The 26,675-nt window shown below is 72.8% G+C and carries 26 protein-coding genes; 18 read left to right on the top strand and 8 right to left on the bottom strand.

Features of this window, described 5'->3' with window-relative positions:
• Window positions 1-471: 471 nt before the first annotated feature.
• Window positions 472-1,851, bottom strand: a complete 1,380-nt coding sequence (locus MTF69_RS06960) for an MFS transporter (protein WP_243331643.1) — start codon at window positions 1,849-1,851, stop codon at window positions 472-474.
• A gap of 133 nt (window positions 1,852-1,984) precedes the next feature.
• On the opposite strand from MTF69_RS06960, the gene MTF69_RS06955 reads away from it, so the two are divergent.
• Complete coding sequence (locus MTF69_RS06955) at window positions 1,985-2,344, top strand: metalloregulator ArsR/SmtB family transcription factor (RefSeq protein ID WP_243331642.1); 360 nt, start codon at window positions 1,985-1,987, stop codon at window positions 2,342-2,344.
• A 37-nt stretch (window positions 2,345-2,381) separates the two neighbouring features.
• Here the strand turns inward: MTF69_RS06955 and MTF69_RS06950 are convergent, their stop codons facing one another.
• Window positions 2,382-3,401 carry a DUF389 domain-containing protein gene (locus MTF69_RS06950; RefSeq protein ID WP_243331641.1) on the bottom strand — a complete coding sequence of 340 codons (1,020 nt, stop codon included), beginning with the start codon at window positions 3,399-3,401 and terminating at the stop codon, window positions 2,382-2,384.
• Window positions 3,402-3,548: 147 nt separating this feature from the next.
• Between MTF69_RS06950 and MTF69_RS06945 the strand changes: the two genes are divergently transcribed.
• A complete protein-coding gene (locus MTF69_RS06945) occupies window positions 3,549-4,694 on the top strand; it encodes a serine/threonine-protein kinase (RefSeq protein WP_374322316.1) in 1,146 nt (381 codons plus the stop codon).
• Window positions 4,682-6,043: an MFS transporter gene (locus tag MTF69_RS06940; protein WP_243331640.1), complete on the top strand. Its 1,362-nt coding sequence runs from the start codon at window positions 4,682-4,684 to the stop codon at window positions 6,041-6,043. Before MTF69_RS06945 ends, MTF69_RS06940 begins: the two co-directional genes overlap by 13 nt.
• Window positions 6,044-6,059: 16 nt before the next feature.
• Here MTF69_RS06940 and MTF69_RS06935 read toward each other — a convergent pair whose 3' ends face one another.
• The gene (locus MTF69_RS06935) at window positions 6,060-6,854 is read right to left on the bottom strand and encodes a VOC family protein (RefSeq protein ID WP_243331639.1); all 795 of its coding nucleotides are present in this window, start codon (window positions 6,852-6,854) and stop codon (window positions 6,060-6,062) included.
• Between the two features lie 194 nt (window positions 6,855-7,048).
• Here MTF69_RS06935 and MTF69_RS06930 point away from each other — a divergent pair, with 194 nt between their 5' ends.
• The gene (locus tag MTF69_RS06930) at window positions 7,049-7,909 is read left to right on the top strand and encodes a sulfurtransferase (RefSeq protein ID WP_243331637.1); all 861 of its coding nucleotides are present in this window, start codon (window positions 7,049-7,051) and stop codon (window positions 7,907-7,909) included.
• A gap of 85 nt (window positions 7,910-7,994) precedes the next feature.
• Here the strand turns inward: MTF69_RS06930 and sepH are convergent, their stop codons facing one another.
• Window positions 7,995-9,011, bottom strand: a complete 1,017-nt coding sequence (sepH, locus tag MTF69_RS06925) for a septation protein SepH (protein WP_243331636.1) — start codon at window positions 9,009-9,011, stop codon at window positions 7,995-7,997.
• A gap of 537 nt (window positions 9,012-9,548) precedes the next feature.
• Between sepH and MTF69_RS06920 the strand changes: the two genes are divergently transcribed.
• Window positions 9,549-10,457 carry a hypothetical protein gene (locus MTF69_RS06920; protein ID WP_243331634.1) on the top strand — a complete coding sequence of 303 codons (909 nt, stop codon included), beginning with the start codon at window positions 9,549-9,551 and terminating at the stop codon, window positions 10,455-10,457.
• Window positions 10,458-10,487: 30 nt separating this feature from the next.
• Here MTF69_RS06920 and MTF69_RS06915 read toward each other — a convergent pair whose 3' ends face one another.
• Together MTF69_RS06915 and MTF69_RS06910 are read right to left on the bottom strand one after the other, a co-directional pair.
• Entirely contained in the window at window positions 10,488-11,828 is a 1,341-nt protein-coding gene (locus tag MTF69_RS06915) for a D-arabinono-1,4-lactone oxidase (protein WP_243331633.1), read from the bottom strand.
• Window positions 11,773-13,035 carry an MFS transporter gene (locus tag MTF69_RS06910; RefSeq protein WP_243331631.1) on the bottom strand — a complete coding sequence of 421 codons (1,263 nt, stop codon included), beginning with the start codon at window positions 13,033-13,035 and terminating at the stop codon, window positions 11,773-11,775. Before MTF69_RS06910 ends, MTF69_RS06915 begins: the two co-directional genes overlap by 56 nt.
• Window positions 13,036-13,204: 169 nt before the next feature.
• Here MTF69_RS06910 and MTF69_RS06905 point away from each other — a divergent pair, with 169 nt between their 5' ends.
• Window positions 13,205-14,380, top strand: coding sequence for a ferrochelatase (locus MTF69_RS06905; protein WP_243331629.1), 1,176 nt, complete (start codon window positions 13,205-13,207; stop codon window positions 14,378-14,380).
• 54 nt (window positions 14,381-14,434) lie between these two features.
• Window positions 14,435-15,250 carry an inositol monophosphatase family protein gene (locus MTF69_RS06900; protein ID WP_279345500.1) on the top strand — a complete coding sequence of 272 codons (816 nt, stop codon included), beginning with the start codon at window positions 14,435-14,437 and terminating at the stop codon, window positions 15,248-15,250.
• 116 nt (window positions 15,251-15,366) lie between these two features.
• Here the strand turns inward: MTF69_RS06900 and MTF69_RS06895 are convergent, their stop codons facing one another.
• Entirely contained in the window at window positions 15,367-15,540 is a 174-nt protein-coding gene (locus MTF69_RS06895; RefSeq protein WP_204357838.1) for a hypothetical protein, read from the bottom strand.
• A gap of 259 nt (window positions 15,541-15,799) precedes the next feature.
• On the opposite strand from MTF69_RS06895, the gene MTF69_RS06890 reads away from it, so the two are divergent.
• From MTF69_RS06890 to MTF69_RS06875, 4 genes are all read left to right on the top strand, one after another.
• On the top strand, window positions 15,800-16,453 hold the full coding sequence (locus tag MTF69_RS06890; RefSeq protein WP_112451148.1) for a response regulator transcription factor: 654 nt from the start codon (window positions 15,800-15,802) through the stop codon (window positions 16,451-16,453).
• 5 nt (window positions 16,454-16,458) lie between these two features.
• Window positions 16,459-17,703 carry a HAMP domain-containing sensor histidine kinase gene (locus MTF69_RS06885; RefSeq protein WP_243331627.1) on the top strand — a complete coding sequence of 415 codons (1,245 nt, stop codon included), beginning with the start codon at window positions 16,459-16,461 and terminating at the stop codon, window positions 17,701-17,703.
• A 405-nt stretch (window positions 17,704-18,108) separates the two neighbouring features.
• On the top strand, window positions 18,109-18,405 hold the full coding sequence (locus MTF69_RS06880) for a DUF4193 domain-containing protein (RefSeq protein ID WP_112451146.1): 297 nt from the start codon (window positions 18,109-18,111) through the stop codon (window positions 18,403-18,405).
• Window positions 18,406-18,417: 12 nt separating this feature from the next.
• On the top strand, window positions 18,418-19,365 hold the full coding sequence (locus tag MTF69_RS06875) for a hypothetical protein (RefSeq protein WP_243331625.1): 948 nt from the start codon (window positions 18,418-18,420) through the stop codon (window positions 19,363-19,365).
• A gap of 12 nt (window positions 19,366-19,377) precedes the next feature.
• Here the strand turns inward: MTF69_RS06875 and MTF69_RS06870 are convergent, their stop codons facing one another.
• A complete protein-coding gene (locus MTF69_RS06870; RefSeq protein WP_243331623.1) occupies window positions 19,378-19,839 on the bottom strand; it encodes a DUF3093 domain-containing protein in 462 nt (153 codons plus the stop codon).
• Window positions 19,840-19,897: 58 nt separating this feature from the next.
• Between MTF69_RS06870 and MTF69_RS06865 the strand changes: the two genes are divergently transcribed.
• The 7 genes from MTF69_RS06865 (at window position 19,898) to MTF69_RS06835 (ending at window position 26,589) form a co-directional block, all read left to right on the top strand.
• A complete protein-coding gene (locus MTF69_RS06865; RefSeq protein WP_243331622.1) occupies window positions 19,898-20,482 on the top strand; it encodes a PaaI family thioesterase in 585 nt (194 codons plus the stop codon).
• Window positions 20,482-21,015: a dUTP diphosphatase gene (dut, locus tag MTF69_RS06860; protein WP_243331620.1), complete on the top strand. Its 534-nt coding sequence runs from the start codon at window positions 20,482-20,484 to the stop codon at window positions 21,013-21,015. The genes MTF69_RS06865 and dut overlap by 1 nt, the downstream gene beginning before the upstream one ends.
• A gap of 1 nt (window position 21,016) precedes the next feature.
• On the top strand, window positions 21,017-21,808 hold the full coding sequence (locus tag MTF69_RS06855; RefSeq protein WP_243331618.1) for a DUF3710 domain-containing protein: 792 nt from the start codon (window positions 21,017-21,019) through the stop codon (window positions 21,806-21,808).
• 232 nt (window positions 21,809-22,040) lie between these two features.
• On the top strand, window positions 22,041-24,713 hold the full coding sequence (locus MTF69_RS06850) for a sensor histidine kinase KdpD (protein ID WP_243331616.1): 2,673 nt from the start codon (window positions 22,041-22,043) through the stop codon (window positions 24,711-24,713).
• Complete coding sequence (locus MTF69_RS06845) at window positions 24,710-25,396, top strand: response regulator (protein WP_243331614.1); 687 nt, start codon at window positions 24,710-24,712, stop codon at window positions 25,394-25,396. Before MTF69_RS06850 ends, MTF69_RS06845 begins: the two co-directional genes overlap by 4 nt.
• A 24-nt stretch (window positions 25,397-25,420) precedes the next feature.
• A complete protein-coding gene (locus MTF69_RS06840) occupies window positions 25,421-25,849 on the top strand; it encodes an OB-fold nucleic acid binding domain-containing protein (RefSeq protein ID WP_243331612.1) in 429 nt (142 codons plus the stop codon).
• A 2-nt stretch (window positions 25,850-25,851) separates the two neighbouring features.
• Window positions 25,852-26,589: a DUF3159 domain-containing protein gene (locus tag MTF69_RS06835; RefSeq protein WP_243331611.1), complete on the top strand. Its 738-nt coding sequence runs from the start codon at window positions 25,852-25,854 to the stop codon at window positions 26,587-26,589.
• Window positions 26,590-26,675 lie beyond the last annotated feature (86 nt).

Genomic DNA, 26,675 nt, shown 5'->3' with positions numbered 1-26,675 from the left:
CGAGCGCCGCCATTCGGGTGAATTCTGTGGGGGCCCCTGCTCCGCAGGCCGGCTTCGGAGACGGCCGCGGAGGGCGTAACACGGAGGCGTACGCCGGAAGCGCCCCTGCCGGGCGGTGGACGGTCCCCGGTTGGTCACCGTCACGACGTAGTCGAACGTCTCCCTGCCCGCCGCGGCCGCGTTCTCGCGGTTGGCCCGGCTCTCCTCGTCGTCCTGGCCGGCGGTCGCCGTCGGCCGCAGGGTGCCGTTCCCGGGGACGGCTGCCCCGTACCGGCAGCAGGCGCCGCGCGTACGGCGGACGCGGAGGGTTCCGGGGACTCGGACGCGGTGGTGCCGGGGTCCGCCGGGGGCGATGCCGCGGACGGCGCCGCGGAGAGGAAGCAGCATGCCGCCACCGCGGAGGACGCGGCCACCGTGCGCCGGCGCCGGTTCAGTCCGTCGGTCGTACGTTCCCGGCGTGGTCGGGCCCGGTCAGCCGTGGGCGGCGTGCAGTTCGTCGGTGAAGTGGTGGTGGCTGTGCCGCCACCCCGCCCCGGCCCGGCGTGCCCCGTGGAGGTGCGGGTGCCCCGCGGCCAGCCCGGTGTGCTCGTGCTCGTGTACGTGGCCCCGGCCCGCCTCCACCGCCGCGGCGCCGGGCTGCCCGGCCCCGGCCGGCCACAGGCGGGCGGCGAGGGCCGCCGCGGCGAGCGCGAGCGTGCCGAGGGCGGCGGTGGCCCACCCGAGCCCGGCCTTCGCGCCGACCCAGCCCGCGAGCGGATAGGTCAGCAGCCAGGCGGCGTGCGACAGGGAGAACTGGGCGGCGAACACCGCGGTGCGGTCCCCTTCCGGCGCGGCCCGCCGGAGCACCCGGCCCGCGGGCGTGAGCACCATCGAGCAGGCCGCCCCGAACCCCGCCCACGTGCCCAGCAGCGCGGGCCAGCGCCAACCACCGCCGTGCGCCGAGGTGATGAAGCCGAGGGCGCAGAACGCCGCGGGGAGCAGCAGGGCGCCGGCCAGCATCACCCGCCGGTCCGGGCGGTTCTCCAGGATCCGGGGCAGCGCCAGCGCCACGGCCATGGACCCGGCTCCGTACGCGCCCAGTGCGAGGGCGACCGACTCGGCGGACAGCCCCAGGAAGTCCCGTACGTACACGACGGAGTTGACCGTGACCACGGCTCCGGCGGCCGCGACCGCGAGGTTCATCGCCAGCAGGGACCGCAGCTGCGGGGTACTGAGGAACAGGCGCGTCCCGGCGGTGGCCTTGGCGTACGCGCCCGGCCCGGACGCGATGGAGGTCCGCGCCCGCCGGGGCAGGACGGCGGACGCCACGAGCGCGGACGAGGCGAGGAAGCCGGCCGCCGTGCCGAGGAACAGCCGGTCGTAGCCGGTCACCGACAGCAGCGCGGCCGCGAGCGCGGGGCTGAAGAGGCTCTCCAGGTCGTAGGCGAGCCGGGACAGGGACAGGGCCCGCGTGTAGGCGCGCTCCTCGGGCAGGACGTCGGGGATCAGGGCCTGGAAGGCCGGAGTGAAGGCGGCCGAGGCCGTTTGCAGCAGGAAGATCAGGACGTAGACCTGCCACACCTGGCTCACGAACGGCAGGCAGAGCGCGACCCCCGCCCGGACCAGGTCGGAGCCGGCCAGGAGGGCCCGGCGCGGCAGCCGGCCGGCCACCGCGGCGATCGCCGGGGCGATGACGACGTACGCCGCCATCTTGATCGCGAGCGCCGTCCCGAGGACCGAACCCGCGTCGGCGCCCGCGAGGTCGTACGCGAGCAGGCCGAGGGCCACGGTGGCCAGGCCGGTGCCGGTCAGGGCGATGACCTGGGCGCCGAACAGGCGGCGGTAGGTCCGGTCGCGCAGCACGCTCGGCATGCGGTCCTCCTCCGGGCTGACTGGTGGGACGAGGCCTCCAATGTATCCATACATGCGCACCTGCGCACATGTCTGGCGGATTGCGGCTCCGCCCTCCGCCTGGGCCTCCCCGGAGCGGCCTACCCTGTGGGGTATGCCTGCTCGCGAACCCCAGCCACCTGCACCCCATGCGCACCTACGGGATCCCGACAAGGCGCGTCTCGCCGAGGCGACGGAGGTCTTCGCGATGCTCTCGGACGTGACCAGGCTGCACCTCCTGTGGCTGCTCGCCCAGGGGGAGTCGGACGTCGGCTCGCTCGCCGAGCGCTGCGCGGCGTCGAGGACCGCGGTGAGCCAGCACCTGGCGAAGCTGCGGCTGGCTGGCCTCGTCGACACCCGCCGCGAGGGCCGGCGCATCCACTACAGCCTGCGCGACGGGCATCTGCGCCGACTCGTCCTGGAAGCCCTCAGCCACGCCGACCACCGGGTCAGCGGAACGGCCCCGCACAACTGACTCCGCCCAACTGTCCTCCCCTCCCCCCGGCAGCGGTTCAGCTGCGGGAGGAGTCGCGGACCGTGCACGTGGCGCTGTCCGCCGGGCACCAGTGGGTGCGGCCGCCGACCAGGTGGAGTTCGAGCGCGGCGTCCCGCATGCCGCCCAGGTCCAGCGCTGCGCGCAGTGCGGTCGGGGCGGGCTGGGGCGGGAGTCCCAGGACGCCCACCACGACGACTCCGTTGCGGGCCTCGACCGAGGCGATCTGCCAGTTGCCCGTGGCGGCCCACCGCTCGGCCACCGGCCGCGCGTCCGCCGCCAGCGCGCGGTCGCGGGCGACGGAGAGGGTGCCGGCGGTGAGCGGTACGGCGACCAGTACCACGATGGCCGAGACCGCGGCCAGGGTCCGGCCGCGGAACGCGCCCACCGCGATGCCCGCCTCACCGGCGCCGGCCCGGACCCCGTAGAAGAGGAAGACCACCGTCCCGGTGGCGACGATGGCCGCCACGTTGGTGGCGAACAGGAGCGCGGACTGGCTCGCGTCGTGGAAGCGGTGCGTGGTGATCAGGAGCCCGGTGACGGCCAGGGGCGGCACCAGCGAGATGGCGATGGCCACGCCCGGCAGGGTGTCGGAGACATCGGAGCGCACCAGGGCGAAGGCTCCGACCGTTCCGGTGGCCAGGGCGGCGACCAGGTCGATCAGCCGGGGGCTGATCCGCGAGGAGACCTGACTGTTCGAGGCGAAGGCGTCGGGCGGCGAAACGAGCCACCCCATCAGCATGCCGATGGCCACCACCGTCAGGGCCCCGCCGAGCACCAGGAGCGCGCAGCGCACCACTTGATGCCGGTCGGCGAGGACCAGTGCGAGCGCGCTGCCCAGGATCGGGGTCATCAGCGGAGCGACGATCATCGCTCCGATCACGGTCGCCGTCGAGTCCCCGACGACGCCCGCGGACGCGATGACCGCCGCGAGTACGAGCAGGACCCAGAAGCGGGTGGAGCTGGGGCTGCGCCAGGCGCGCTCGATGAACAGGGCCGTGACCATCCGGTCCGCGGCGGTGGCGTCGACTCGTGACATGACGGCCTGCCCTCATGGTTGATGAAATGTCATCATATGGTCCGTTCTGTCGCGTGCGAGGTGAAGGCGGTGCTGAGGCCGCCCGCGAGTTCCGCCGATTCCGCCCATGCGCCTGCACGTATTGGATAGCTGCACTATCCTCAGCGCGTGGATCAGCTGATCGTCGAAGACCCGACCCGTATCGGCCCGTACCGTCTGATCGCCCGGCTGGGCGCCGGCGGCATGGGCCTGGTCTACCTGGGCCGCTCCGAGGGCGGGCGCACCGTCGCCGTGAAGGTGGTGCAGGCCGAGTACGCCGGGAACCCGGAGTTCCGCAGGCGCTTCGCCCGGGAAGTGGCCGCCGCGCGGCGGGTGGGCGGGAGTTGGACCGCCGCCGTGCTCGACGCGGACCCCGAGGCCGCCGTGCCCTGGGTGGCCACCCAGTACATCCCGGGGCCCGATCTGCACGCCGTGGTCGCCAAGGACTTCGGACCGCTGCCCGAGCACTCCGTACGCACCCTCGCCAACCGGCTCGCCCTCGCCCTGCAGGCCGTCCACGAGGCGGGCCTGATCCACCGCGACCTCAAGCCCTCCAATGTCCTCGTCACCGTCGACGGCCCGCGCGTCATCGACTTCGGCATCGCCCGGGCGATGGACAGCCTCGCCGGGGACAGCCTGCTCACCCACACCGGCATGCTGATCGGCTCGGCCGGGTTCATGTCGCCGGAGCAGGTCCGCGGCCTCGAACTCAACCCCGCCAGCGATGTCTTCTGCCTCGGGGCCGTCCTCGTCTACGCCGCCACCGGACGGCTCCTCTTCGGCGCCGCGGACACCGGCCTGAACGCACACCTCTTCCGGGTCGCCGAGGAGGAGGCGGACCTGACCGGCGTACCGGAGGAGCTCGTCGAGCTGGTGGCCGCCTGCCTGCACAAGGACCCGACCCGGCGGCCCACTCCCGCGCAGGTGGCCGAGCGCACGGCCGTGAACCAGCCCGGAGAATGGCTCCCGGGCCCGGTCCTGGCCCAACTCGGTCGCCACGCAGCCCAGTTGCTGGACTTCGCCCCCGAGGTGCGGGCCACCCCCGAGTCCACCCCGCAGCCGGACCCCCGCGTCCCTGCCGCCCGCTCCCACCCCCTTCCGCCCCCGTACGCTCCGACGGCCCCGGCCGACCCCACCCCCGCGGGGGGATTCGGCCCGCCCCCGGCTCCTGGTCCGAGACCCCGTCCGCGACGCCGTCCACGCCCCCGGGCCGGGACCCGGCGGCCGCCCCGCGCGGTGCCGGGCGCCGGCGCGGCCTGCTGGTGGCTTCCCTGACACAGCTGACGGTGGTGCTCGCGGCGACGGTCTTCGCCATGGCGCTGCCGATCGTCCAGGCGGACCTCGGCGTCGAATCCGCCGGTTTGAGCCCGATGTTCAGCGCCTACGCGGTCACCTTCGCCGCGCTGTTGCTGCTCGGCGGGCACCTCGTGGACCTGATGGGCCGTCGGCGGTCGCTGCTCATCGGCCTGCTCGGGTTCGCGGTGGCCTGCGCACTCGGCGGTGTGGCAGCCAATTCCGGCATGCTGTTCTGGGCCCGTGTCCTGCAGGGCGCCTTCGCTGCCCTGCTGACACCGGCCGGGCTCTCGCTGGTCGCCACCGGCTCCACCGACACCGGGCAACGGGCCCGGGCGTTCGGGGTCTTCGCCGCGTTCACCTGCGGCGGTTCGGCGGTCGGGCTGCTCCTGGGCGGACCGCTCCTCGAAAGCCTGAGCTGGCGCTGGTGCCTGTACGCCCCCGCCGCGCTCGCCGTGCTCCTGCTGCTGGGCGCGCTCACCCTGCCGCGGGACGACCCCGGTGCCTCCGGCGCCCGCCCGGACGTGCCCGGCGTGCTGCTCGGCACCGGCGGGCTCGCCGCCCTGACCTACGGCCTAGCCGGGATCGAGTCCGACGGGACGATCGACGTCCTGACGGTGATCCTGCTCGCCGTCGGCGCCGCCCTGCTCGCGGGTTTCCTGTGGCGGCAGAGCAGCACCGCCCCGTACCTCTTCAAGGACCGCGACCGGGTCGGTGCCCTGCTCGTCCTGTTCCTGGCGGGCGTGGGCTCCCTGGCCCTGTTCTCCTCGCTTGCCTTCTACCTCCAGCAGATCTACGGCTACGCATCGGGCGAGGCCTGGACGTACCTCCTGCCCCTGCTCATCGGGGCCGTGATCGGCTCCACCCAGGTGTCCGCCCGCCTGCTGCACCGCGTGGCGCCCCACGTCCTGATCGCGGCGGGGCTGGTGCTCGCGGCCGCCGGGGTGCTCGTCCTGGCCACCGGCGAGGACGGCTACCTGCCCACGGGCCTGTCCCTGCCCAGCATGCTCCTCACCGGCCTCGGCCTCGGCACGGCCCTCGTGCCGCTCTTCGCCACGGTGACTGCCGGTGCAGCACCCCGGCACGCCGGGGCGGCCTCGGCCGCCGTCGCCACGGCCCAGCAGCTGGGCGATGCGATCGGCGGAGTGCTGCTCGCCCTCGTCGTGGTCGCCTCCGCCCGGTCCGCGGCGCCGGACGCGCAGTTCCCGACGCTGGTGGAGGGCTACGGCACCTTCCTCTGGTGCGGGTTCGGCGCCCTGCTGCTGGCGGCCCTCGCAGGCGGCCTGCTGGTCACCGCAAGGGAGCCCAGGGCCGCCGGGCCGATCCGGTAGGCGGACGGCGGCCCGCTCAGGACCGGCCGCGGACGAGCGTGAACACCGCGCCCTCCGGGTCCGTGACCACGGCCAGCCGGCCGCTCAGGCCCTCGCGCGGGGGCTGGACGACCCGGCCGCCGAGCCGCAGGACCCGGGCGGCGGCCGCGTCGGTGTCCTCCACCTCGAAGTACGTCATCCAGTGAGGCCCCCGGTCGTGGGGCAGGGAGCGGCCGACCCCGTGCACCGCGGCCACCGGCCGGCCCTGCAGGGACAGGGTGAGGTAGTCGAACTCGTCGGCGGCATCGCCCGCGCCGGCGTGCGCACGGGCCTCGTGGCCGAAGACGTGCTCGTAGAACTTCCCGACCGTCGAGGTGTCCTGCGTGACCAGCTCGTGCCACACCGGGGTGCCGGGACCCCCGGCCAGCTGGGTGCCGAGGTGGGACGCCGCCTGCCAGAGCCCGAAGATCGCGCCCAGCGGGTCCGAGCAGATCGCCACCCGTCCCGCGATCCCGGCGTCCAGCGGGCCCACCGCGACCGTGCCGCCGCAGGAGCGGATCGATTCGGCCGTGGCGTCGGCGTCGTCCGTGGCCAGGTACGTGGTCCAGGCGACCGGGAGCTGCCGGTCCGGCGGCATCTCGCCGATGCCGGCCACCTCCTGCCCGCCGAGCATGGCCCGGACGTACGGGCCGAGCTGCTCGGGGCCGGGCTCGTACTCCCAGCCGAACAGGTCGGCGTAGAACTCCTCGGTGGTCCCGAGGCCGTGCACCATCAGGCTCGCCCAGCACGGCGTGCCGGGCGTGCGCCGCGTTGCTTCCGATGCCTCGGTCATGTCAGCCGTCTCCTCCGTCGTCACGCTAGTGACCCTTCCCGGAGCTGATGCTTCCACTCCAGGGGGCCCGGCGCGCCCCGACCGGCCGGGTTTCTCGGGAGCCGGGAGAGATGTCCGGATCGGTGCGGCCCGGCCCGGCCCGTCGATGGACTGCTTGTTACGCGGGGTGTGCGGCGGGGAGCAAAATGGCCCGCATGACTGCGAACCCGCCCCGCTCCCCGCTCGTCTCCGCCGCCGACCTGAAGGAGGAGCTGGCCGGCCCGCTGCCGCCGGTGCTCCTGGACGTCCGCTGGCAGCTCGGAGGCCCGAACCTGAGGCCCGAGTACGAGACCGGACACCTCCCGAACGCGGTCTACGTCGACCTCGACGCGGAACTGGCAGGTCCGGCGGGCTCCGGCGGCCGGCACCCGCTGCCGGACCCCGAGGAGTTCGGGGCGGTGATGCGGCGGGCCGGGGTCTCGGCGGACGTGCCGGTGGTCGTGTACGACGGTGGTCAGGGCTGGGCGGCGGCGCGCGCGTGGTGGCTGTTGCGCTGGACGGGTCACCCCCGCGTGCGGGTCCTGGACGGGGGACTGGCCGCGTGGAAGGCCGGTGACGGTCCGCTGTCCGCCGAGGTCACTCCTGTGAGCGAGGGCGATTTCAAGCCAAATCCGGGTGCCATCGGACTGCTGGACGCGGACGGGGCGGCGGCCCTGGCCCGGACAGGTGTGCTGCTGGACGCACGGGCGGGCGAACGGTACCGGGGCGAGGTCGAACCGATCGATCCGGTCGGGGGCCACATCCCGGGGGCGCTGTCGGCGCCGACCACGGAGAACGCGGGACCCGACGGCCTGTTCCTGGACCGCGCCGCCCTGCGGGCCCGCTTCGAAGGGCTGGGCGTGCACGCCGACACCGCCACCCCGGTCGGGGTCTACTGCGGCTCGGGCGTCTCGGGAGCCCACGAGGTCCTGGCGCTGGCGGCGGCGGGCATCCCGGCGGCGCTGTACGCGGGCAGCTGGTCGGAATGGTCCGCGGACCCGGCGCGCGAGGTGGCGGTCGGCGAGCTGCCGGGCTAGGCCGTCTCACTCGGGGCCCGGGTGCTCCGCCCCGGGCCCCGATGGCGGTCTCCGCCGCCGGGGCCCGGGGCGGCCCGGGTCCGTACTACTCCTGCTTCTTGCGGCGGGTGCCGAAGACGATCTCGTCCCAGCTCGGCACCGCCGCGCGGCGCCCGGGACGCACCCCGTCGGCCTCCGCCTGCCGGTCGGTCGTGCCCGTCAGCCGGTCCCGGTGTCCCGCCACGGTGCGCGGCATCAGGACGTCCGCGTACGCCGAACCCGCACCGGCCGACGCCGAAGCGGCGGGCGGCTCCTCCGCCTCCGGTTCGCTCACCGGCTCCGGAACCACCAGGTCGCCGCGGAAGCTCGGTACCGCCTCCAGCAGGGCCGTCAGCGTGTCCCGTTCCTCCTCGGGCTCCGGCTCCGGCGGGGGAGGGGGCGCGGTCGGCCTCTCCATCTGACGGTCGAGCGCCCGGTCCAGCGGCCTGTCGCGCGGCAGCCGCGCGATCCTCGGCACGAAGGGGAAGCTCGGCTCCGGGGTCGCCGGCAGGTCGTCCGACTCGCCGATCAGCGAGCGGGCCTCGTCGTCCACGGCGACGACCAGCCGGCGCGGCGGGTCGTACGTCCAGCTCGCCGAGTGCGGTTCGCCCGCGACCCGGTAGACCAGCAGGACCTCCCAGGTGCCGTCGTCGCGGCGCCAGGAGTCCCACTGGACGGATTCCTTCTCGGCCCCGCGCAGCGAGAGCCTTTCCTGCACGGCCTCGCCGAGCTGGGGTCCGGTGTTCTCGCCGGGCCGGCGCACGGGGGTCTTGCGGGCCCGCTCCGCCATGAACGCGCGCTCGGCGAGCACGGGGCCCTCGAAGCGGCGTACGCGGTCGACGGGGATGCCGGCGAGCTGAGCGACCTCCTCCGCGGAGGCGCCGGCCCGTATGCGGGCCTGGATGTCGCGGGGGCGGAGGTGGCTCTCCACCTCGATCTCGATCTGGTTCAGGCGCGCACGGTCGTTGCGCACGGCAGCGCGGAGACGCTCGTCGATCGGAAGCGTGTACTCCGTGCTGTCCGCAGCCTTGAGCACCAGTCGTGTGCCGTCATTTGAGACGGCCACGACACGCAGTTCGGGCATGGGGACCTCCCGGGTGGTGCCTGCCGACGTCACGTGCGTCGCTGCTTCCGCTAGTCGAGTGTGGCCTGCCCGGGTGCAGCCTGCCACTACCTTGCCGAGTTAAACCGGCGTGTCGGGCATGCGCCCTTGATCGCTGTTATGGCACGGTTACCTGTTGGGCACGCACAGTGACCGAACGATTACTGTGCGCAGCAGGATCCCGTGCAAAACCGCGGCATCGCCGGTCTCGAGTGCCGTTTTTCCATCAGCCGGCCCCCTCTCCCGAGTCCGGACATCCGAAAGGAAGGACGGCCCCAGGGCTCGCCACAGTACTCCATTCGGGCCACCTGGGTGGACCGCCGCGCCGCCGAACTTGTCCCGGACGGCGGGAGTTGGGCTGCCCTGGAGCGGGTCCACATCCGGCCGGACCTGGACGTGCGCCCGTTTTCGGGTGTCCTGCTTCACAGAATCTCCGGAAACGGAACTATCCGTTTCGCTGATGTGTCAGTACTGGAGAAGGCGTGGGAGCGCGAAGGGCAGGACACGCAGGGGATGGCGATGGGTCAGAAGACGGTGCTGGACGTCGAACCGGAGCAGGAGCAGGAGAAGAAGAAACTCGATCTGAGCGCGGCTCAGGTCGCGGGTTCCTCGCTCGCCACGGTCGCGGCGGCCCTGCTCGCCTCGCAGATGGGCGTCTACGGGACCATCCTCGGCGCGGGCGTGGTGAGCGTGGTGGCCACCGCGGGCGGGCCCGTCATCCAGCACTTCTTCCGCCGCACCGGCGACCAGCTGCGCGAGACGGCCCGGCCGAAGGCGCGTCAGGTCCCGGTGGACGGGCCCGGGTCCGCCCCCGCGGGTCGGGCTCCGGACGGCACGATGCTGCTGGGCACCGTCCCCGCGGGTCGGGCTCCGGACGGCACGATGCTGCTGGGCACCGTCCCCGCCGGCGGGCCGCCGGCCGACGAGGAGTTCGGCGCGGGCACGGTCCACGGCACCCGGATGCGCGGCTGGAAGCGGACGGCCGTGGCCTCCGGAGCCGCCTTCGTCATAGCGCTCGGCGTCCTCGGGACCTACGAGGCGGTGGCCGGCACCTCGGTCAGCGCCGGCGGAGGCACGATCCTCACCGGCGGAGTCGGCAAGGCCCGCGACTACAAGCCGGACCCGTCCAAGGACCCGTCGGGCACCGGCACCGGCGAGAAGGGCGGAAAGACCCCGGACGCCGGGAACTCCCCGAGCCCCTCGCACCCGGACGGCAACGAGAGCCCGAAGCCCGACCCGGACCCCTCGGGGTCCCCGGACCCCACGCCGACCCCGACTCCGACTCCGACCCCCACACCCAAGCCGACCCCGACCCCGACTCCGACCCCCACGCCGACCCCGACTCCCACGCCGGACAACGGCCGGCAGACGCCGGGCGCGGGCACGGACAGCGGCACCGGCACCGGCCAGGAGTCGCAGACCCCCTGAGGGCCCGGCCGAGGGATCAGTCCCCCGGGCTCAGTCGCCCAGGACGCGCCGCAGGTAGTCGTTGCCGAAGACCCGGTCCGGGTCCAGCCGGTCCCGCAGCGCCGTGAACTCCCCGAAGCGCGGGTACACCTGGGCGAAGTACTCCGCGTCCCGCGTGTGCACCTTGCCCCAGTGCGGCCGCCCGCCGTGCTCGGTGAAGATCCGCTCGGCGGCCGTGAAGTAGGCCTGGTACGGGGTGCCCTTGTACATGTGCACCGCGATGTACGCGCTCTCGCGTCCGGAGGCCGTCGACAGGGTGATGTCGTCCGCCGGAGCCGTCCGCACCTCCACCGGGAAGCTGATCCGCAGGCCGGAGCGGTCCACCATGGCCTTCAGCTCCCGCAGCGCCCCGACGACGCGCTCGCGCGGAAGGGCGTACTCCATCTCCACGAACCGCACCCGGCGCGGGCTGGTGAACACCTTGTACGGGATGTCCGTGTAGGTGCGCGCCGACAGGGCGCGGCTCGCGATCCGGGCGATGGAGGGGATGGCCGCCGGGACGGCGCGGCCGAAGGAGTTGACGGCCTGGAAGAGGCCGTTGGACAGCAGCTCGTCCTCGACCCAGGCGGAGACCGCTCCGGGCGGGGCGGCCGGGCCCTGGCTGCGGTTGTTGCGCTTGGTGTTGCAGTTGCCGGTGTGCGGGAACCAGTAGAACTCGAAGTGCTCGTTCTCCGCGTGGTGCTGGGCGAACTCCTCCGTCACCCGGTCGAAGGTCATCGGCTCCTCACGGGCGGTCAGGAAGAAGAGCGGCTCCACGGCGAGGGTGAGCGCGGTGACCACGCCGAGCGCCCCGATGCCCAGCCGGGCCGCCGCGAAGACCTCGGGATTCTCCTTCTCGGAGCACGTCAGCAGCTCGCCGTCCGCCGTGACCAGCTCCAGACCGCGGATCTGGGCGGCGATGGAGGCCGAGTCGCGGCCGGTTCCGTGGGTGCCGGTGCTGGTGGCGCCCGAGACCGTCTGCTCCATGATGTCGCCCATGTTGGTGAGCGACAGGCCCTCCTTGGCGAGGGCCAGGTTGAGGTCTTTGAGGACCGTGCCCGCCGCCACGGTGACGGTGGCGGCGCCGGCGGTCCTGTCGATCGACTGGATCCCGGCCAGCGCCTGCGGGCGGATCAGTACGCCGTCGGTCGCGGCGGCCGCCGTGAAGGAGTGGCCGGTGCCGACCGCCTTCACCTTCAGCCCGTCCCCGGCGGCCCGGCGGACCGCCTCCCGGAGCTCCCCGACCGATGCCGGGGTGACCACGCGCGCCGGCGTGGCGCTGACGTTGCCCGCCCAGTTATGCCACGCGGCGGTCCGTGTCCCGCTGCTGCCTGCTGTCCCCGTCGTCGCCATCGTTGGAAGGCTCCTCCCCTTGCGCCGACCTCGTCAGCCGGCGGTAACCCGCGAACGCAACCGCCGCCGCGGCGGCCCCCGCCGAGATGGAGACGACGTACCCGCTCTTCGCGCCGGCGGCGTCGATGACCCAGCCGGCCACGGAGGAGCCGAGCGCGACCCCGACCGCGAGGCCGGTGCTGATCCAGGTCATGCCCTCGGTCAGCTTCGCGCGTGGTACGTGCGCCTCGATCAGGGCCATCGTGGTGATCATCGTGGGAGCGATGGCGAGGCCCGAGACGAAGAGCGCCACGGCCAGAAACGGAAGGTTCCCGGCCAGTAGGAGGGGGATCATACTCACGGCCATCGCACATATGCCCAGCACCCACCTGCGTTCCGGCTTGCCCTTGAGGTGCAGCAGGCCGAAGACGATGCCGGCGAGGCAGGAGCCGACCGCCCAGACGGCGAGGATGAAGCTGGCGGCGGACTTGTGGCCCTGCTCGTCGGCGAAGGCCAGCGTCACCACGTCGATGGAGCCGAAGATGGCGCCGGTGGCCACGAAGGTGGCCATCAGCACCTGGAGTCCGGGGGAGCGCAGCGCCGAGGTCCGGTCGGCGTCCTCGCCGCGCGGGTGCGGGGCCGGCTCCGTGGCGCGCTGCGCGGTCAGCCACCACACGCCCACCAGCAGGCAGACCCCGGCGACCAGCGGGCCGGCCTCGGGGAACCAGGTGGTGGAGAGCCCGATGGCCAGGATCGGCCCGAAGATGAAGCAGACCTCGTCCAGGACGGACTCCAGGGAGTACGCCGTGTGCAGTTCGCGCGGCGAGTCCCGGTAGATGGCCGTCCACCGGGCGCGGATCATCGAGCCCACGCTGGGGACGCAGCCGGCGAGCGCGGCGAAGACGAACAGGGTCCAGTCGGGCGTGTTGTTGGCCGCGCACAGCAGCAGCCCGGAGATGGCCAGGAGCGCGAGCAGGGTCGCCGGCCGCAGGACGCGGCGCTGGCCGTACTGGTCGACCAGGCGGGAGACCTGCGGGCCGATCACCGCGGCGGAGAGCGCAAGGGTGGCGGTGAGGGCGCCGGCCAGCGAGTAGCGGCCGGTGAGCTCGGAGATCATCGTCAGGATGCCGATGCCGACCATGGAGAGCGGCAGCCGGCCTATGAGGCCGGCCGCGCTGAAGCCCCGGCTCCCGGGGGCGGCGAAGATCGCGCGGTAGGGACTGGGCAAGGTGCCCTCCGTAAGGGACGTCATTGGCCCATACAGGTTACGGCCGCACACGAGGCGCCCGCGCGGGGAGGAACCGGACAGCGGCCCGAGGGCCCGTACCCCGGGCCGAGCGGTCCCGGAGGCCGGGCCTGTTTTCCGCGCGGCGGCGGCGGGTGGCAGGATTCGAAGCATGTCTGACCAGCTCCGCGCCTGCGCCCCCGGCTCGGCCGAAGGCCCCGCCGCCCCCTACGACGCCCTCCTGCTGCTGTCCTTCGGCGGCCCCGAGGGGCCCGACGACGTCGTGCCGTTCCTGGAGAACGTCACGCGCGGGCGCGGCATCCCGCGCGAGCGGCTCAAGGAGGTCGGGCAGCACTACTTCGGCTTCGGCGGGGTCAGCCCGATCAACGGGCAGAACCGCGAGCTGCTGGACGCCCTGCGCAAGGACTTTGCCGGGCACGGGCTGGACCTGCCGGTCTACTGGGGCAACCGCAACTGGGCGCCGTACCTGAACGACGTGATGCGCGAGATGGCCGCCGACGGGCGCCGCCGCATCGCGGTGCTGGCGACCAGCGCGTACGCCTCGTACTCGGGCTGCCGGCAGTACCGCGAGAACCTCGCGGACGCGCTGGCCCTGCTGGTCGAGGAGGGCGTGGCCGAGGCGGACCTGCCGAAGGTCGACAAACTGCGGCACTACTTCAACCACCCCGGCTTCGTGCAGCCCATGATCGACGGGGTGCTGAACTCGCTGGCCGCGCTGCCGGGGGAGGTCCGCGCCGGGGCGCACCTGGCCTTCACCACGCACTCCATCCCGAACGCGGCCGCGGACACCTCAGGCCCGGTGGAGGACCACACCGCGAACGGCGAGGGCGGGGCCTACGTCAAGCAGCACCTGGACGTCGCGAAGCTGATCGCCGACGCGGTCCGCGCCGAGACCGGCGCCGAGCTGCCCTGGGAGCTCGTCTACCAGTCGCGCAGCGGCGCCCCGCACATCCCGTGGCTGGAGCCGGACATCTGCGACCACCTGGAGGCCCTGCACGCGGCGGGCGCCCCGGCGGTGGTCATGGTGCCGATCGGCTTCGTCTCGGACCACATGGAGGTCCTCTACGACCTCGACACGGAGGCGACGGCGAAGGCCGCCGAGCTGGGGCTGCCCATCGCCCGCTCGGCCACGGTCGGCGCCGACCCCCGGTTCGCGGCGGCGGTACGGGACCTCGTGCTGGAGCGGGCCGCGGCGGAGCGCGGGGAGGCCGTGGAGCGTTGCGCGCTCGGGCTGCTCGGAGCGAGCCACGACCTGTGCGCGGTGGGCTGCTGCCCGGCGCGCGGGCCCCGGCCGGCGGCCGCGGGCGTGGACAGCCCGTACGTGTAGCCGGCCGGTGTGCGCAGCGAAGCGTGCGCGGTGAAGTCCGTACGAGCCGAGGAACTGGAGCCGGGCGTGATCTCCGAAGAACTGAAGACCGAACTGCTTGACGTGGCCCTGGAGGCGGCCGGCCGGGCGGGCGCGCTGCTGAGGGACGGGCGGCCCGCCGATCTGGCGGTCGCCTCGACCAAGACGAGCCCGATCGACGTGGTGACCGAGATGGACATCGCGGCCGAGAAGCTGATCACCGGCATCCTCGCGGAGCGGCGGCCCGAGGACGGGCTGCTGGGCGAGGAGGGCTCCGAATCGGCCGGCACCAGTGGCGTGCGGTGGGTCATCGACCCGCTCGACGGCACGGTGAACTACCTCTACGGGCTGCCGACCTGGGGTGTGTCCATCGCGGCCGAGTACCGCGGCGAGACGGTGGCCGGGGTCGTGGCGGCGCCGATGCGCGGGGAGACGTACCATGCGGTCCTTGGCCGCGGGGCCTGGCTGGGCGGGGTCCGCCTCGCCTGCCGGCCGGCGGCTCCGCTGGACCAGGCGCTGATCGGCACCGGGTTCGCGTACGTCCAGAGCCGGCGGGCCCACCAGGCCGACGTCGCACAGCGGATCATCCCGCTGGTCCGGGACGTCCGGCGGGGCGGTTCGGCGGCGATCGACCTGTGCGACGTGGCCGCCGGCCGGCTGGACGGGTACTGGGAGCGCGGGCTGAACCCCTGGGACCTGGCGGCGGGCGAGCTGATCGCGCGGGAGGCCGGCGCGGTGACGGGCGGCAGGCCCGGAGAGCCCGCCTCGGGCGAGCTCGCGCTGGCCGCGACCCCCGCGGTGTTCGCCTCGCTGCGGCCGCTGCTGGAGGAAGCCGGGGCCTGGCACGACTGAGCGGGCGCGGCCCGGGGCGCCGTGGCGTGCTCCCGGTACGCCTTCCGGGGCATGAAGGAACCCCGGCGGCCGGGTGGCGGCCTCCGGGGTCCGGGGTGTGGGTACGGCGGCTGGAATCAGCAGGCGGAGACGGTGACCGGAACGCCGTGATCGGCTGCGATGCGCTGGAGATCTTCCAGCTCCGCCTGTTCCACTTCCACGAGGAAGTCGTCGCCTGTTTCGCGAGCCTGCCTGAGGTCCGACTGCGTGCTCCTGATGCGCTGCAGGAGACCCGCGGTGAATGCGTCCATGGGTGGGTTCGCCCCCTCTTCGTGGGTCGGCGGCGGCACGTGGCAGTGCGCCGTCAGGGAGGTGTTCGGGGTGTGAAGTCGTCCTCCCCGCCGCCCTGGCCCCAGAAACCTCGTAAGGCCAGGGAATCCTCACTTCCGTTCCTCGAGTCACCCCCTGAGCGCCCGCGAGCGGCGTCTTACAGCCGGTTTACCGGCGAAAGGGGCAGGATGGAGGCCACATGACACCCCTGCCCTGACGGGCTCTGAGGAAGGAAACGACGTGCGCGTACTCGTCGTCGAGGACGAGCAGCTGCTCGCCGATGCGGTGGCCACCGGACTGCGCCGGGAGGCCATGGCCGTGGACGTCGTGTACGACGGCGCCGCGGCCCTGGAGCGCGTCGGAGTGAACGACTACGACGTGGTCGTGCTCGACCGGGACCTCCCGCTCGTGCACGGTGACGACGTGTGCCGGAAGATCGTCGAGCTCGGCATGCCCACCCGCGTGCTCATGCTCACGGCCTCCGGCGATGTGAGCGACCGGGTCGAGGGCCTGGAGATCGGGGCGGACGACTACCTGCCCAAGCCCTTCGCGTTCACCGAGCTGACGGCCCGGGTAAGGGCCCTCGGCCGCCGCACCACGGTCGCCCTGCCCCCCGTGCTGGAGCGCGCCGGCATCAAGCTGGACCCGAACCGGCGCGAGGTGTTCCGCGAGGGCAAGGAGGTGCAGCTGGCGCCGAAGGAGTTCGCGGTGCTGGAGGTCCTCATGCGCAGCGAGGGCACGGTCGTGTCCGCCGAGCAGCTCCTGGAGAAGGCGTGGGACGAGAACACGGATCCCTTCACCAACGTGGTGCGCGTGACGGTGATGACGCTGCGCCGAAAGCTGGGGGAGCCGCCGGTCATCGTGACCGTCCCCGGTTCCGGCTACCGGATCTGACGCGGGTGGCCGCGACCCCGGCGCCACCGGCGGCGCCACCGAAACCGACCTGGGACCCCGGCCAGCCCGAGGGTCCTTTCCCTTGGCTGCGGCCGACCATCCGGATACGTCTCACGCTGCTGTACGGCGGGATGTTCCTGATCGCCGGCATCCTGCTGCTGTCGATCATCTACCTGCTGGCGGCCCAGGCGCTGCGGCAGGGCAACGCGCTGCCGTTCACGATCGTGGGCGGCGGCCCGATCCAGGTCACCAGCAGCTGCCCCGGCGTGAGCGGTACGGGCCAGATGCCCGACCAGTTCAACGCCGCGATCAACACCTGCATCCTCGAACAGCGCCGGCACGCGCTGGACGATCTGCTGAGCCGTTCGCTGATGGCGTTGATGGGGCTGAGCATCATCGCCTTCGCCTTCGGCTACGCGATGGCCGGCCGGGTGCTCTCGCCGCTGGGCAAGATCACCCGGACCGCCCGCCGGGTGGTCGGCTCCGACCTCACCCGGCGGATCGAGCTGGACGGGCCGGACGACGAGCTCAAGGAGCTCGCCGACACCTTCGACGAGATGCTCGACCGGCTGGAGCGGGCCTTCACGGCCCAGCAGCGGTTCGTGGCCAACGCCTCGCACGAGCTGCGGACCCCGCTGGCCATCAACCGGACGCTGCTGGAGGTGCACCTCTCCGATCCCGGGGCTCCGGTGGAGCTCCAGCAGCTCGGCAAGACCCTGCTCGCCACCAACGAGCGCAGCGAACAGCTGGTGGAGGGTCTGCTGCTGCTGGCCCGCAGCGACAACCAGATCATCGAGCGCAAGCCCGTGGACCTGGCGGAGGTGGCCTCGCGCGCCCTCGACCAGGCGCGCGGGGAGGCGCAGGCCAAGGGCGTGGAGATCCGCGGAGAGCGCGCGCTGGCCGTGGTCCAGGGCAACGGCGTGCTGCTGGAGCGGATTGCGCTCAACCTGGTGCAGAACGCCGTCCGCTACAACGTGCCCGAGGGCGGCTGGGTGGAGGTCACCACCGAGGCCGTCCACGGGCAGGCGGTCCTGCTGGTATCGAACACGGGTCCCGTGGTTCCCGCGTACGAGGTGGACAACCTCTTCGAGCCCTTCAGACGGCTGCGTACGGAGCGCACGGGCAGCGACAAGGGTGTCGGGCTCGGCCTCTCCATCGCGCGCTCCGTGGCGCGCGCACACGGCGGGAGGATCCAGGCGGTCCCGCGCGAGGGCGGTGGCCTCGTGATGCGTGTCACTCTGCCCTTGTGATGCCCTTGTGATGCCCTGTGAGCGCGGCCACCCCGTGTTCGCTGTTGGCTGAATGCTTGGGTCGTGAAGGCAGTGACTTCTGTGCGATCGATCACAGTGCCGAGTGTCCGGCCATATGCGTTCAGTGACCTCGGGAGGGCCGGAAAGCCCGGGAAGTCCGGGTTTCCGGCCCCCCTGGCGGCGGGAAATACATGGGGTGGCGTTTGTGCAAGACGGCCCCCGGACCGTGTACGGTCCCGGTCGTCATCCCAGCCAATCGCTCTTCCGAATGTGCGGCTGGGTGTCGATTGAGTAACAGACCTTGATGTGAGGCAAAATCTCCGCCTCAGGTCGGGCACAAGTCCGGCCTCTCGCGCGTTACGTGCGCTGAGACACCCGCTAAATCCCAGAGGGGGAGAGCGAACTATGGCAACGGACTACGACACCCCGCGCAAGACCGACGACGACGTAGACAACGACAGCATCGAAGAGCTGAAGGCTCGTCGCAACGAGAAGTCGTCCTCGAACGTCGACCTGGACGAAATCGACAACGCGGAGGGCCTCGACCTGCCCGGCGCAGACCTCTCCAACGAGGAACTGGCCGTACGGGTCCTGCCGAAGCAGGCCGACGAGTTCACCTGCACGAGCTGCTTCCTGGTGCACCACCGCAGCCAGCTGGCACGCGAGAAGAACGGTCAGCCGATCTGCCGCGAATGCGACTGAGAGGCGTCGGCCGTGACTGGCTCGACACCATTTCGGAAGCGGCGCTTTCGAAAAGCTGGTGATCCGGCGGAGACGCGCGAGGGAACCGGGGGCCTGGAAACAGGCCCTGGAGCCCCCGGCGTACCCGCCGTGCTCCCCGACACCGCCGAGGCGGTGCCGTCGGCCTCCGAGGCCGGCGAGGGGCCCCGGAAGCACTCCGGGGTCCGTCGGCTGCAAGCCGTCAAGAACGGTGTGCGCAAGGGCGGCGAAAGTGCCAGGGCCGCCGCCCTCTACCTCACCGACCGAGTCATCGAGAACGCACCGCGCGTTCCGGTTCGGGACCTCGCGACCCTGCGCGCGCAGTTCCCGGGCCTCGGGCCCGATCAGCTGGCCGACAAGCTGATCTCGGGCGCCGCCAACGCCACTTCCACGGTCGGCGCCGGGATCGGCGCCGCCGCCATGCTGCCGGTGCCCCCCGCCATGCCGGCCGAGCTGGCCGCCGAGATCACCGGGGTCGCCGCGATCGAGCTGAAGCTCATCGCCGAACTCCACGAGGTCTACGGCCTGCGACCGCCCGGCAACCTCAAGGAGCGCAGCGTCGCCTACCTCACGTCGTGGACGGAGGAGCGCGGGGTCGACCTCACCAAGCCGACCACGCTGAACGCGGCGCTCGGCGGGCAGATGAAGCGCGAACTGCGCCAGCAGATCATGAAGCGGATGTTCCGCAACCTGCCCAACCTGATGCCGTTCATGGTCGGCGCCGCGGTCGGAGCGGTCATGAACCGCCGGGACACCCGCAAACTCGCCGAGAAGGTACGTACGGACCTGCGGGCCCGTGCCGTGGCCTGGAACGCACTGCCGAAGCTCCCGCCCCTGGAGCGGCCCGCCGAGGCCCTTCCCGAGGCGGCCAGGGCCGCCGTCGAGGGCCGGATGTTCGACCCGCGGGCCATCGACCCGAGCATCGTCGATCCCCGGGGCTGAGCCCGGCCGGGGTCAGTCCCGGCCCTGCGCCGCGCGGATGGCCGCCACCAGGGCCTGCGGCTCGCGGGTGGAGACGTAGACGTACGGGGTCGGGTCGGCCGGATCGGTGATCTCGACGCGCACCGCCGTCGGCACGTAGCTGCGCATCAGCATGAAGGCGCGGGTGTCGGCCTTGTACGTGCGCCAGGCGCGGGCCTCCTCCGCGTCCAGCACCTCGGGGTCGCCGAGCGCCGCCACCGGGATCCGGGCCTCCCCGGCGGCCAGCGCGCCGCCCACCACGCGCACGCGCTGGGAACCGTACGAACTCACCACCAGCCCCGCCAGCGCGGTGCCCCCGATCAGCCCGGCCAGCAGCGGCAGCGTGCCCAGCGGGAGCAGCATCAGCGCGCAGGCCAGGCCGGTCAGGGCGGCGATGGCCCACCAGGAACGGGGGGCTGTCAGACGTTCGTCGTGGTGCGCGGGGGAGAGCTGCATGCGGCCAAGCCTGCCACGAGGCGACCGGCGGGTAGCCGCGCGGGTAAGGTCTGCGGCTGTGAGTGGACGAAACACAGCGTTGACGCCCCCCGCCGATGCCACGGCGCCGGTGCGGCACCCCGATGCCCCGGCCCCGGGCGAACTGCTCGGCGCGCACTACGAGCACTGCTTCGGCTGCGGCGGCGGCCAGCCGCACGGACTCCACCTGGAGGCCCGCGCGGGCGAGGGCGTGCGCGTCACCGCCGAGTTCACCGTCAAGGCCGCCCACCAGGGTGCGCCCGGCCTCGCGCACGGCGGCGTCCTCGCCACCGCGCTCGACGAGACCCTGGGCTCCCTGAACTGGCTGCTGCGCGTCATCGCCGTCACCGGCCGGCTGGAGACGGACTTCGTCCGGCCCGTGCCCGTGGACACCGTGCTGTACCTGGAGGCCGAGGTCACCGCCGTCGCCGGCCGGAAGATCTACTCCAGCGCGGTCGGCCGAATAGGCGGACCGCAGGGGCTGGTCGCGCTGCGCGCCGACGCCCTCTTCATCGAGGTGAAGGTCGACCACTTCATCGACAACGGACGGCCCGAGGAGATCCGGGCGGCGATGGCCGACCCGGACCAGGTCAGGCGCGCACGCGCCTTCGAGGTGAACCCCTGATGTCTGAGAACAACACCGGCGTGGACGTGGCCATCCGGCGCGTCGACCCGGAGGTGCCGATTCCGGCCTACGGGCACCCCGGCGACGCCGGCTGCGATCTGGTCACCACCGTGGCCGCGGAGCTGGAGCCGGGGGAGCGGGCGGTCCTGCCGACCGGGATCTCCATCGCCCTGCCCGAGGGGTACGCGGCGTTCGTGCACCCCCGCTCGGGCCTGGCCGCCCGCTGCGGGCTCGCACTCGTGAATGCCCCCGGGACGGTGGATGCCGGGTACCGTGGGGAGATCAAGGTGATCGTGGTCAATCTCGACCCTCGCGAGAGCGTCAGGTTCGAGCGTTTCGACCGCATTGCCCAGCTGGTTGTCCAGCGAGTCGAGCAGGTGCGCTTCCGCGAGGTGGCGCAGCTTCCCGGCTCGGCGCGGGCCGAGGGGGGTTTCGGCTCCACCGGTGGTCATGCGGCCGTGGCCGGATCCGGCGCTGGTCAGCAGGGTGGGAATGGCTACGCTTCGGTCGTATCCGACCGGGAAGGACAGTGACGTGTTCGGACGTCGCAAGAAGAACGACTCCGTCAAGGACGGCGGCGCGGCCGAGCAGGTCGTCGACGGCGTCGGTGCCGATGAGCAGGACGGCACGGAGGAGAACGACGCGGTCCAGCCGCGCAGGGTGAACCTGCCGCCGGCCCCGCGTCCCGACGGCCCGTGGGACATCTCGGAGGTCCCCGGCAACCCCGAGGACGGCCGGGTCGACCTCGGCGGCATCCTCGTACCGGGTGTCGAGGGCATGGAGCTGCGGGTCGAGGTCGCCGGGGACGCGATCGTCGCCGCGACCGTGGTGCTCGGCGACAGCGCCGTGCAGCTGCAGGCCTTCGCCGCGCCCCGCAAGGAAGGCATCTGGGGCGAGGTCCGCGAGGAGATCGCCGAGGGCATCACCAAGCAGGGCGGCATCATCGACGAGGTCGAGGGTCCGCTCGGCTGGGAGCTGCGCGCGCAGGTCCCCGTACCGCTCCCGGACGGGCAGACCGGCGCCCAGCTGGTCCGCTTCGTCGGTGTGGACGGTCCGCGCTGGTTCCTGCGCGGTGTCATCTCCGGCCAGGGCGCGGTGCGTCCCGAGTCGGCCGGGGTGCTGGAGCGGATCTTCCTGGACACCGTCGTGGTGCGCGGCGAGGGCCCGATGGCCCCGCGCGACCCGATCGTCCTGAAGCTGCCGAACGACGCGCAGATGGTGCCGGACGGCGTGCAGACCGACGACGCCGGTGACCAGGAGGGCTCCCGCTTCGGCGGTGGCATGGGCCAGCTGGAGCGCGGCCCGGAGATCACCGAGGTCCGCTGACCCCGGCTCGATCCGTTACGGCCGTGGGCCGCACTCCTCCGGGGGTGCGGCCCATTGCCGTACCGCATGGCAGGCCGTACCCCATGGCCGGCTGTACCCCATTGCCGTACCTGTTGCCGTATCCGCGGCCGTACGGCCTTGCCCGGAACCGGGGCGTCAGGGAACCGTCAGAGATCCGCCCACAGCGGGTCATCGGCGCGTGAACAGGGCGGACGTCCCGGAGAATGGGCGCATGGGACGCGGCAAGCTCAGGATCTATCTCGGCTCGGCCCCCGGAGTGGGCAAGACGTACGCCATGCTCTCGGAGGGCCACCGCCGGGTCGAGCGCGGCACCGACTGCGTCGTGGGCTTCGTCGAGCACCACGGGCGGCCGCGCACCGAGGTGATGCTGCACGGCCTGGAACAGGTGGAGCGCAAGGAGCTCGTGTACCGGGGCGCCGCCTTCACCGAGATGGACGTGGACTCGCTGCTCGCCCGCAAGCCCGCCATAGCCCTGGTGGACGAACTGGCGCACACCAACGTGCCGGGCTCGCGCAACGCCAAGCGCTGGCAGGACGTGGAGGAGCTGCTGCGGGCCGGGATCGACGTGATCTCCACCGTCAACATCCAGCACCTGGAGTCCCTGGGCGACGTGGTGGAGTCGATCACCGGCGTGCGGCAGCGGGAGACCGTACCCGACGAGGTGGTGCGCCGCGCCGACCAGATCGAGCTGGTCGACATGTCCCCGCAGGCCCTGCGCCGCCGCATGGCGCACGGCAACATCTACAAGTCCGACAAGGTCGACGCGGCCCTGTCCAACTACTTCCGCCCCGGGAACCTGACCGCGCTGCGCGAGCTGGCGCTGCTCTGGGTCGCCGACCGGGCCGACGAGTACCTCCAGCAGTACCGGGGCGAGCACAACATCCGCTCCACCTGGCAGGCGCGCGAGCGGATCGTCGTGGGCCTCACCGGGGGGCCCGAGGGGCGCACCCTCATCCGGCGGGCCTCCAGGGTGGCGGCCAAGGGGTCCGGCAGCGAGATCCTGGCCGTCTACATCGCCCGCAGCGACGGGCTGACCGCGGCCTCGCCCAAGGAGCTCGCGGTCCAGCGGACGCTGGTCGAAGACCTCGGCGGAACGTTTCACCACGTGATCGGCGACAACGTGCCCGAGGCGCTGCTCGAATTCGCCCGCGGGGTCAACGCCACTCAGATCGTGCTCGGCTCCAGCCGCCACCGCTCCTGGCGGTACGTCTTCGGCCCCGGCGTCGGCGCCACCGTCGCCCGTGACTCCGGGCCCGACCTGGACGTCCACATCGTCACGCACGAGGAGGTCGCCAAGGGGCGCGGCCTCCTGCCCGTGGTCCGCACGGCGGCCCGGCTCGGCCGGACCCGGATGGTGGCCGGCTGGGTGGTCGGGGTGGCCCTGCCGCTGGTCCTCGCGGCGCTGCTGACGCACATCGACACCGACCCCGGCCTCGCCAACGAGATGCTGCTGTTCCTGGCCCTGACCGTGGCCGCGGCCCTGCTCGGCGGGCTCTGGCCGGCGCTGGCCTCCGCCGCCGTCGGCTCCCTGCTGCTGAACTACTACTTCGCCCCGCCCATCCACCGCTTCACCATCGCGGACCCCAAGAACATCGTCGCCATCGCGGTCTTCTTCGGCGTCGCGGGCTCCGTGGCCTCCGTCGTCGACGCCGCCGCCCGCCGCACCCACCAGGCCGCCCGGCTGCGCGCCGAGTCCGAGATCCTCTCCTTCCTCGCCGGCAGCGTGCTGCGCGGCGAGACCACCCTGGACGCGCTGCTGGAACGGGTGCGGGAGACCTTCGCCATGGAGTCGGTGGCGCTGCTGGAGCGCGAGAGCGACGTCGAGCCCTGGCGGCCGGCCGGCAGCGTCGGCCCGAACCCGGTCGCCCGCCCCGAGGACGCGGACGTGGACATGCCGATCGGCGACCACATGGCGCTGGCCCTGTCCGGGCGGGTGCTGCCCGCCGAGGACCGCCGCGTGCTCGGCGCCTTCGCCGCCCAGGCCGCCGTCGTACTCGACCGGCAGCGGCTGGTCGGAGAGGCGGAGGAGGCCCGCCGGATGGCGGAGGGCAACCGGATCCGGACCGCGCTGCTGGCCGCCGTCAGCCACGACCTCCGTACGCCGCTGGCCTCCATCAAGGCCTCGGTGAGCTCCCTGCGCTCCGACGACGTGGAATGGTCCGAGGAGGACCGCGCCGAGCTCCTGGAGGGCATCGAGGACGGCGCCGACCGGCTCGACCACCTCGTGGGCAACCTGCTCGACATGTCGAGGCTCCAGACCGGCACCGTGACCCCGCTGATCCGCGAGATCGACCTCGACGAGGTGGTCCCGATGGCGCTGGGCGGCGTACCCGAGGGCAGCGTGCTGCTGGACGTCCCGGAGACCCTGCCCATGGTGGCGGTGGATCCGGGGCTGCTGGAGCGGACCGTGGCCAACGTCGTGGAGAACGCGGTGAAGTACAGCCCGCCCGGGGAACAGGTACTGGTGGCGGCGAGCTTCCTCGGAGACCGGGTCGAGGTGCGGGTCGTGGACCGCGGGCCGGGCGTGCCCGACGAGGCCAAGGACCGGATCTTCGCCCCGTTCCAGCGGCACGGTGACGCGCCGCGCGGAGCCGGGGTCGGGCTCGGGCTGGCCGTCGCCCGCGGCTTCGCCGAGGCCATGGACGGCACCCTGGAGGCCGAGGACACCCCCGGGGGCGGGCTCACGATGGTGCTCACGCTGCGGGCGGTGACCGGCGGGCGGCCGCAGATCCACGTGAGCGTGGACGGCGAGGGGCGCAGCGCGCCGGGCGGGTCCGGGGAGCCGGGTCCGGGGCCGGAGCCGGGGCCGGAGCCGGGCGGGGCCGAGGGGCACCCGGTGGATTTTGATCTCGATTCGATACGACAGAAGGCAGGACCTCAATGACCCGGGTGCTCGTGGTGGACGACGAACCCCAGATCGTCCGAGCCCTCGTGATCAACTTGAAGGCACGCAAGTACGAGGTCGACGCGGCCGCCGACGGGGCGAGCGCCCTGGAACTGGCGGCCGCCCGCCACCCCGACGTGGTCGTCCTCGACCTCGGCCTGCCCGACATGGACGGGATCGAGGTGATCAAGGGGCTGCGCGGCTGGACCAGGATCCCCATCCTCGTCCTCTCCGCCCGCCACACCTCCGACGAGAAGGTCGAGGCCCTGGACGCGGGCGCCGACGACTACGTCACCAAGCCCTTCGGCATGGACGAGCTGCTCGCCAGGCTGCGCGCGGCCGTCCGGCGGGCGGAACCGGGCGCCGGGGCCGGCGAGGACGAGGTGATCGTCGAGACCGAGACCTTCACGGTGGACCTCGCGGCGAAGAAGGCGGTGCGCGACGGCCGCGACGTACGCCTCACGCCCACCGAGTGGCACCTGCTGGAGGTGCTGGTGCGCAACGGCGGCAAACTGGTCAGCCAGAAGCAGCTCCTCCAGGAGGTCTGGGGCCCCTCGTACGGGACCGAGACCAACTACCTGCGGGTCTACATGGCCCAGCTGCGGCGCAAGCTGGAGGCCGACCCCTCGCACCCGAGGCACTTCATCACCGAACCGGGCATGGGATACCGCTTCGAGAGGTAGTGGGGGCGCCGGTACGCTTCCTGTATGAGTGCTGAACCGCGTTCCGAGAAGCCCGCCAAGCCGGCGAAGTCCGCCAGGCCGGCGGGCCGGTTTCGCCGGATGATAGAGCGGCTGTCCACCTCGCAGGAGGAGCTGCATTCGGCGGAGCTGCAGGAGGACGCAGAAGCCGCGGGATGTACCCGGATCTGCGACTGCCACGACCGTCAGATAGTCAAGGTGACCGGGACCCTGCGGACCGTCACCCTGCGGCCGCGCGCGGGCGTCCCCGCCCTGGAGGCCGAGCTGTTCGACGGCTCGGCCGCGCTGGACGTCGTCTGGCTCGGACGTCGCTCGATCGTGGGAATCGAACCCGGCCGTCGCATGATCGCCTCCGGGCGGATCTCGATGAGCCACGGCCGTCGGGTGCTCTTCAACCCGAAGTACGAACTCCGACCGCTCGGACAGGAGCACTGACGGTGACGTCACTCGACAAACCGACCACGCCCGGCACGCAACCGGTGGACCCCGCCGCCGAGCCCTCCGCGGACCAGAAGGCCGTGACGCAGGCGGCTCTCTTCGACGCCTTCGGCGGCATCCGGGGCACCGTGGAGACGATGCTCCCCGGCCTGCTCTTCGTCATGATCTACACGATCAACAAGGACGTGAAACTGTCCGCCATCGCGGCGGGCGCGGTCGCGGTCCTGCTGGTGATCGTGCGGCTGCTGCGCAAGGACACGGTCAAGCACGCCTTCAGCGGGGTCTTCGGCGTGGGCGTGGGCGTGGCCTTCGCCCTCTTCACGGGCAGCGCGAAGGGCTTCTACCTGCCCGGCATGATCTACGGCGCCGGCCTGGGCGTGGCCTTCACGCTCTCCGCGCTGGCGGGCTTCCCGCTGCTGGGCGTGATCCTGGGGCCGGTCTTCAAGGAGAACCTGTCCTGGCGCACGCGCAACCCGGGGCGCAAGAAGGCGTACGTCAAGGCCAGCCTGGCCTGGGGCCTGATCTTCCTCGCGAAGTACGCGATCCTCTTCCCGCTGTACTGGTGGGGCGACGCGACGCAGCTCGGCTGGGTGCTGATCGCGCTGAAGCTGCCGCCGATGGTGCTGGCGGTGTACTTCACCTGGCTCTTCCTGGCGCAGGCGCCGCCGCCGATCAACGTGATCGCGGAGTGGGAGGCGGAGGAGGCCGCGAAGGCCGCGGGGGGCCAGGGAGCCTGAACCGTACGCCGCTGCGTGCGCGTGCTTGCTGCGCACGGTGGGAGCGGGCTGCGCCCGGGCCCCTGGGGCTCCGCCCCAGACCCCGC

This window comes from Streptomyces sp. AP-93 (assembly GCF_022808175.1).
GTDB lineage: Bacteria > Actinomycetota > Actinomycetes > Streptomycetales > Streptomycetaceae > Streptomyces.
The sequence above is the reverse complement of the archived record's forward strand: the minus strand, read 5'-3'. Positions and strand labels throughout refer to the sequence as shown.

What these genes read in the sequence shown, in the direction of transcription:
- MTF69_RS06960 (WP_243331643.1), bottom strand. Translation starts at nt 1,851, where the DNA reads ATGCCGAGCGTGCTGCGCGACCGGACCTACCGCCGCCTGTTCGGCGCC.
- MTF69_RS06955 (WP_243331642.1), top strand. Translation starts at nt 1,985, where the DNA reads ATGCCTGCTCGCGAACCCCAGCCACCTGCACCCCATGCGCACCTACGG.
- MTF69_RS06950 (WP_243331641.1), bottom strand. Translation starts at nt 3,401, where the DNA reads ATGTCACGAGTCGACGCCACCGCCGCGGACCGGATGGTCACGGCCCTG.
- MTF69_RS06935 (WP_243331639.1), bottom strand. Translation starts at nt 6,854, where the DNA reads ATGACCGAGGCATCGGAAGCAACGCGGCGCACGCCCGGCACGCCGTGC.
- MTF69_RS06930 (WP_243331637.1), top strand. Translation starts at nt 7,049, where the DNA reads ATGACTGCGAACCCGCCCCGCTCCCCGCTCGTCTCCGCCGCCGACCTG.
- sepH (WP_243331636.1), bottom strand. Translation starts at nt 9,011, where the DNA reads ATGCCCGAACTGCGTGTCGTGGCCGTCTCAAATGACGGCACACGACTG.
- MTF69_RS06920 (WP_243331634.1), top strand. Translation starts at nt 9,549, where the DNA reads ATGGGTCAGAAGACGGTGCTGGACGTCGAACCGGAGCAGGAGCAGGAG.
- MTF69_RS06915 (WP_243331633.1), bottom strand. Translation starts at nt 11,828, where the DNA reads ATGGCGACGACGGGGACAGCAGGCAGCAGCGGGACACGGACCGCCGCG.
- MTF69_RS06905 (WP_243331629.1), top strand. Translation starts at nt 13,205, where the DNA reads ATGTCTGACCAGCTCCGCGCCTGCGCCCCCGGCTCGGCCGAAGGCCCC.
- MTF69_RS06895 (WP_204357838.1), bottom strand. Translation starts at nt 15,540, where the DNA reads ATGGACGCATTCACCGCGGGTCTCCTGCAGCGCATCAGGAGCACGCAG.
- MTF69_RS06880 (WP_112451146.1), top strand. Translation starts at nt 18,109, where the DNA reads ATGGCAACGGACTACGACACCCCGCGCAAGACCGACGACGACGTAGAC.
- MTF69_RS06870 (WP_243331623.1), bottom strand. Translation starts at nt 19,839, where the DNA reads ATGCAGCTCTCCCCCGCGCACCACGACGAACGTCTGACAGCCCCCCGT.
- dut (WP_243331620.1), top strand. Translation starts at nt 20,482, where the DNA reads ATGTCTGAGAACAACACCGGCGTGGACGTGGCCATCCGGCGCGTCGAC.
- MTF69_RS06850 (WP_243331616.1), top strand. Translation starts at nt 22,041, where the DNA reads ATGGGACGCGGCAAGCTCAGGATCTATCTCGGCTCGGCCCCCGGAGTG.
- MTF69_RS06845 (WP_243331614.1), top strand. Translation starts at nt 24,710, where the DNA reads ATGACCCGGGTGCTCGTGGTGGACGACGAACCCCAGATCGTCCGAGCC.
- MTF69_RS06840 (WP_243331612.1), top strand. Translation starts at nt 25,421, where the DNA reads ATGAGTGCTGAACCGCGTTCCGAGAAGCCCGCCAAGCCGGCGAAGTCC.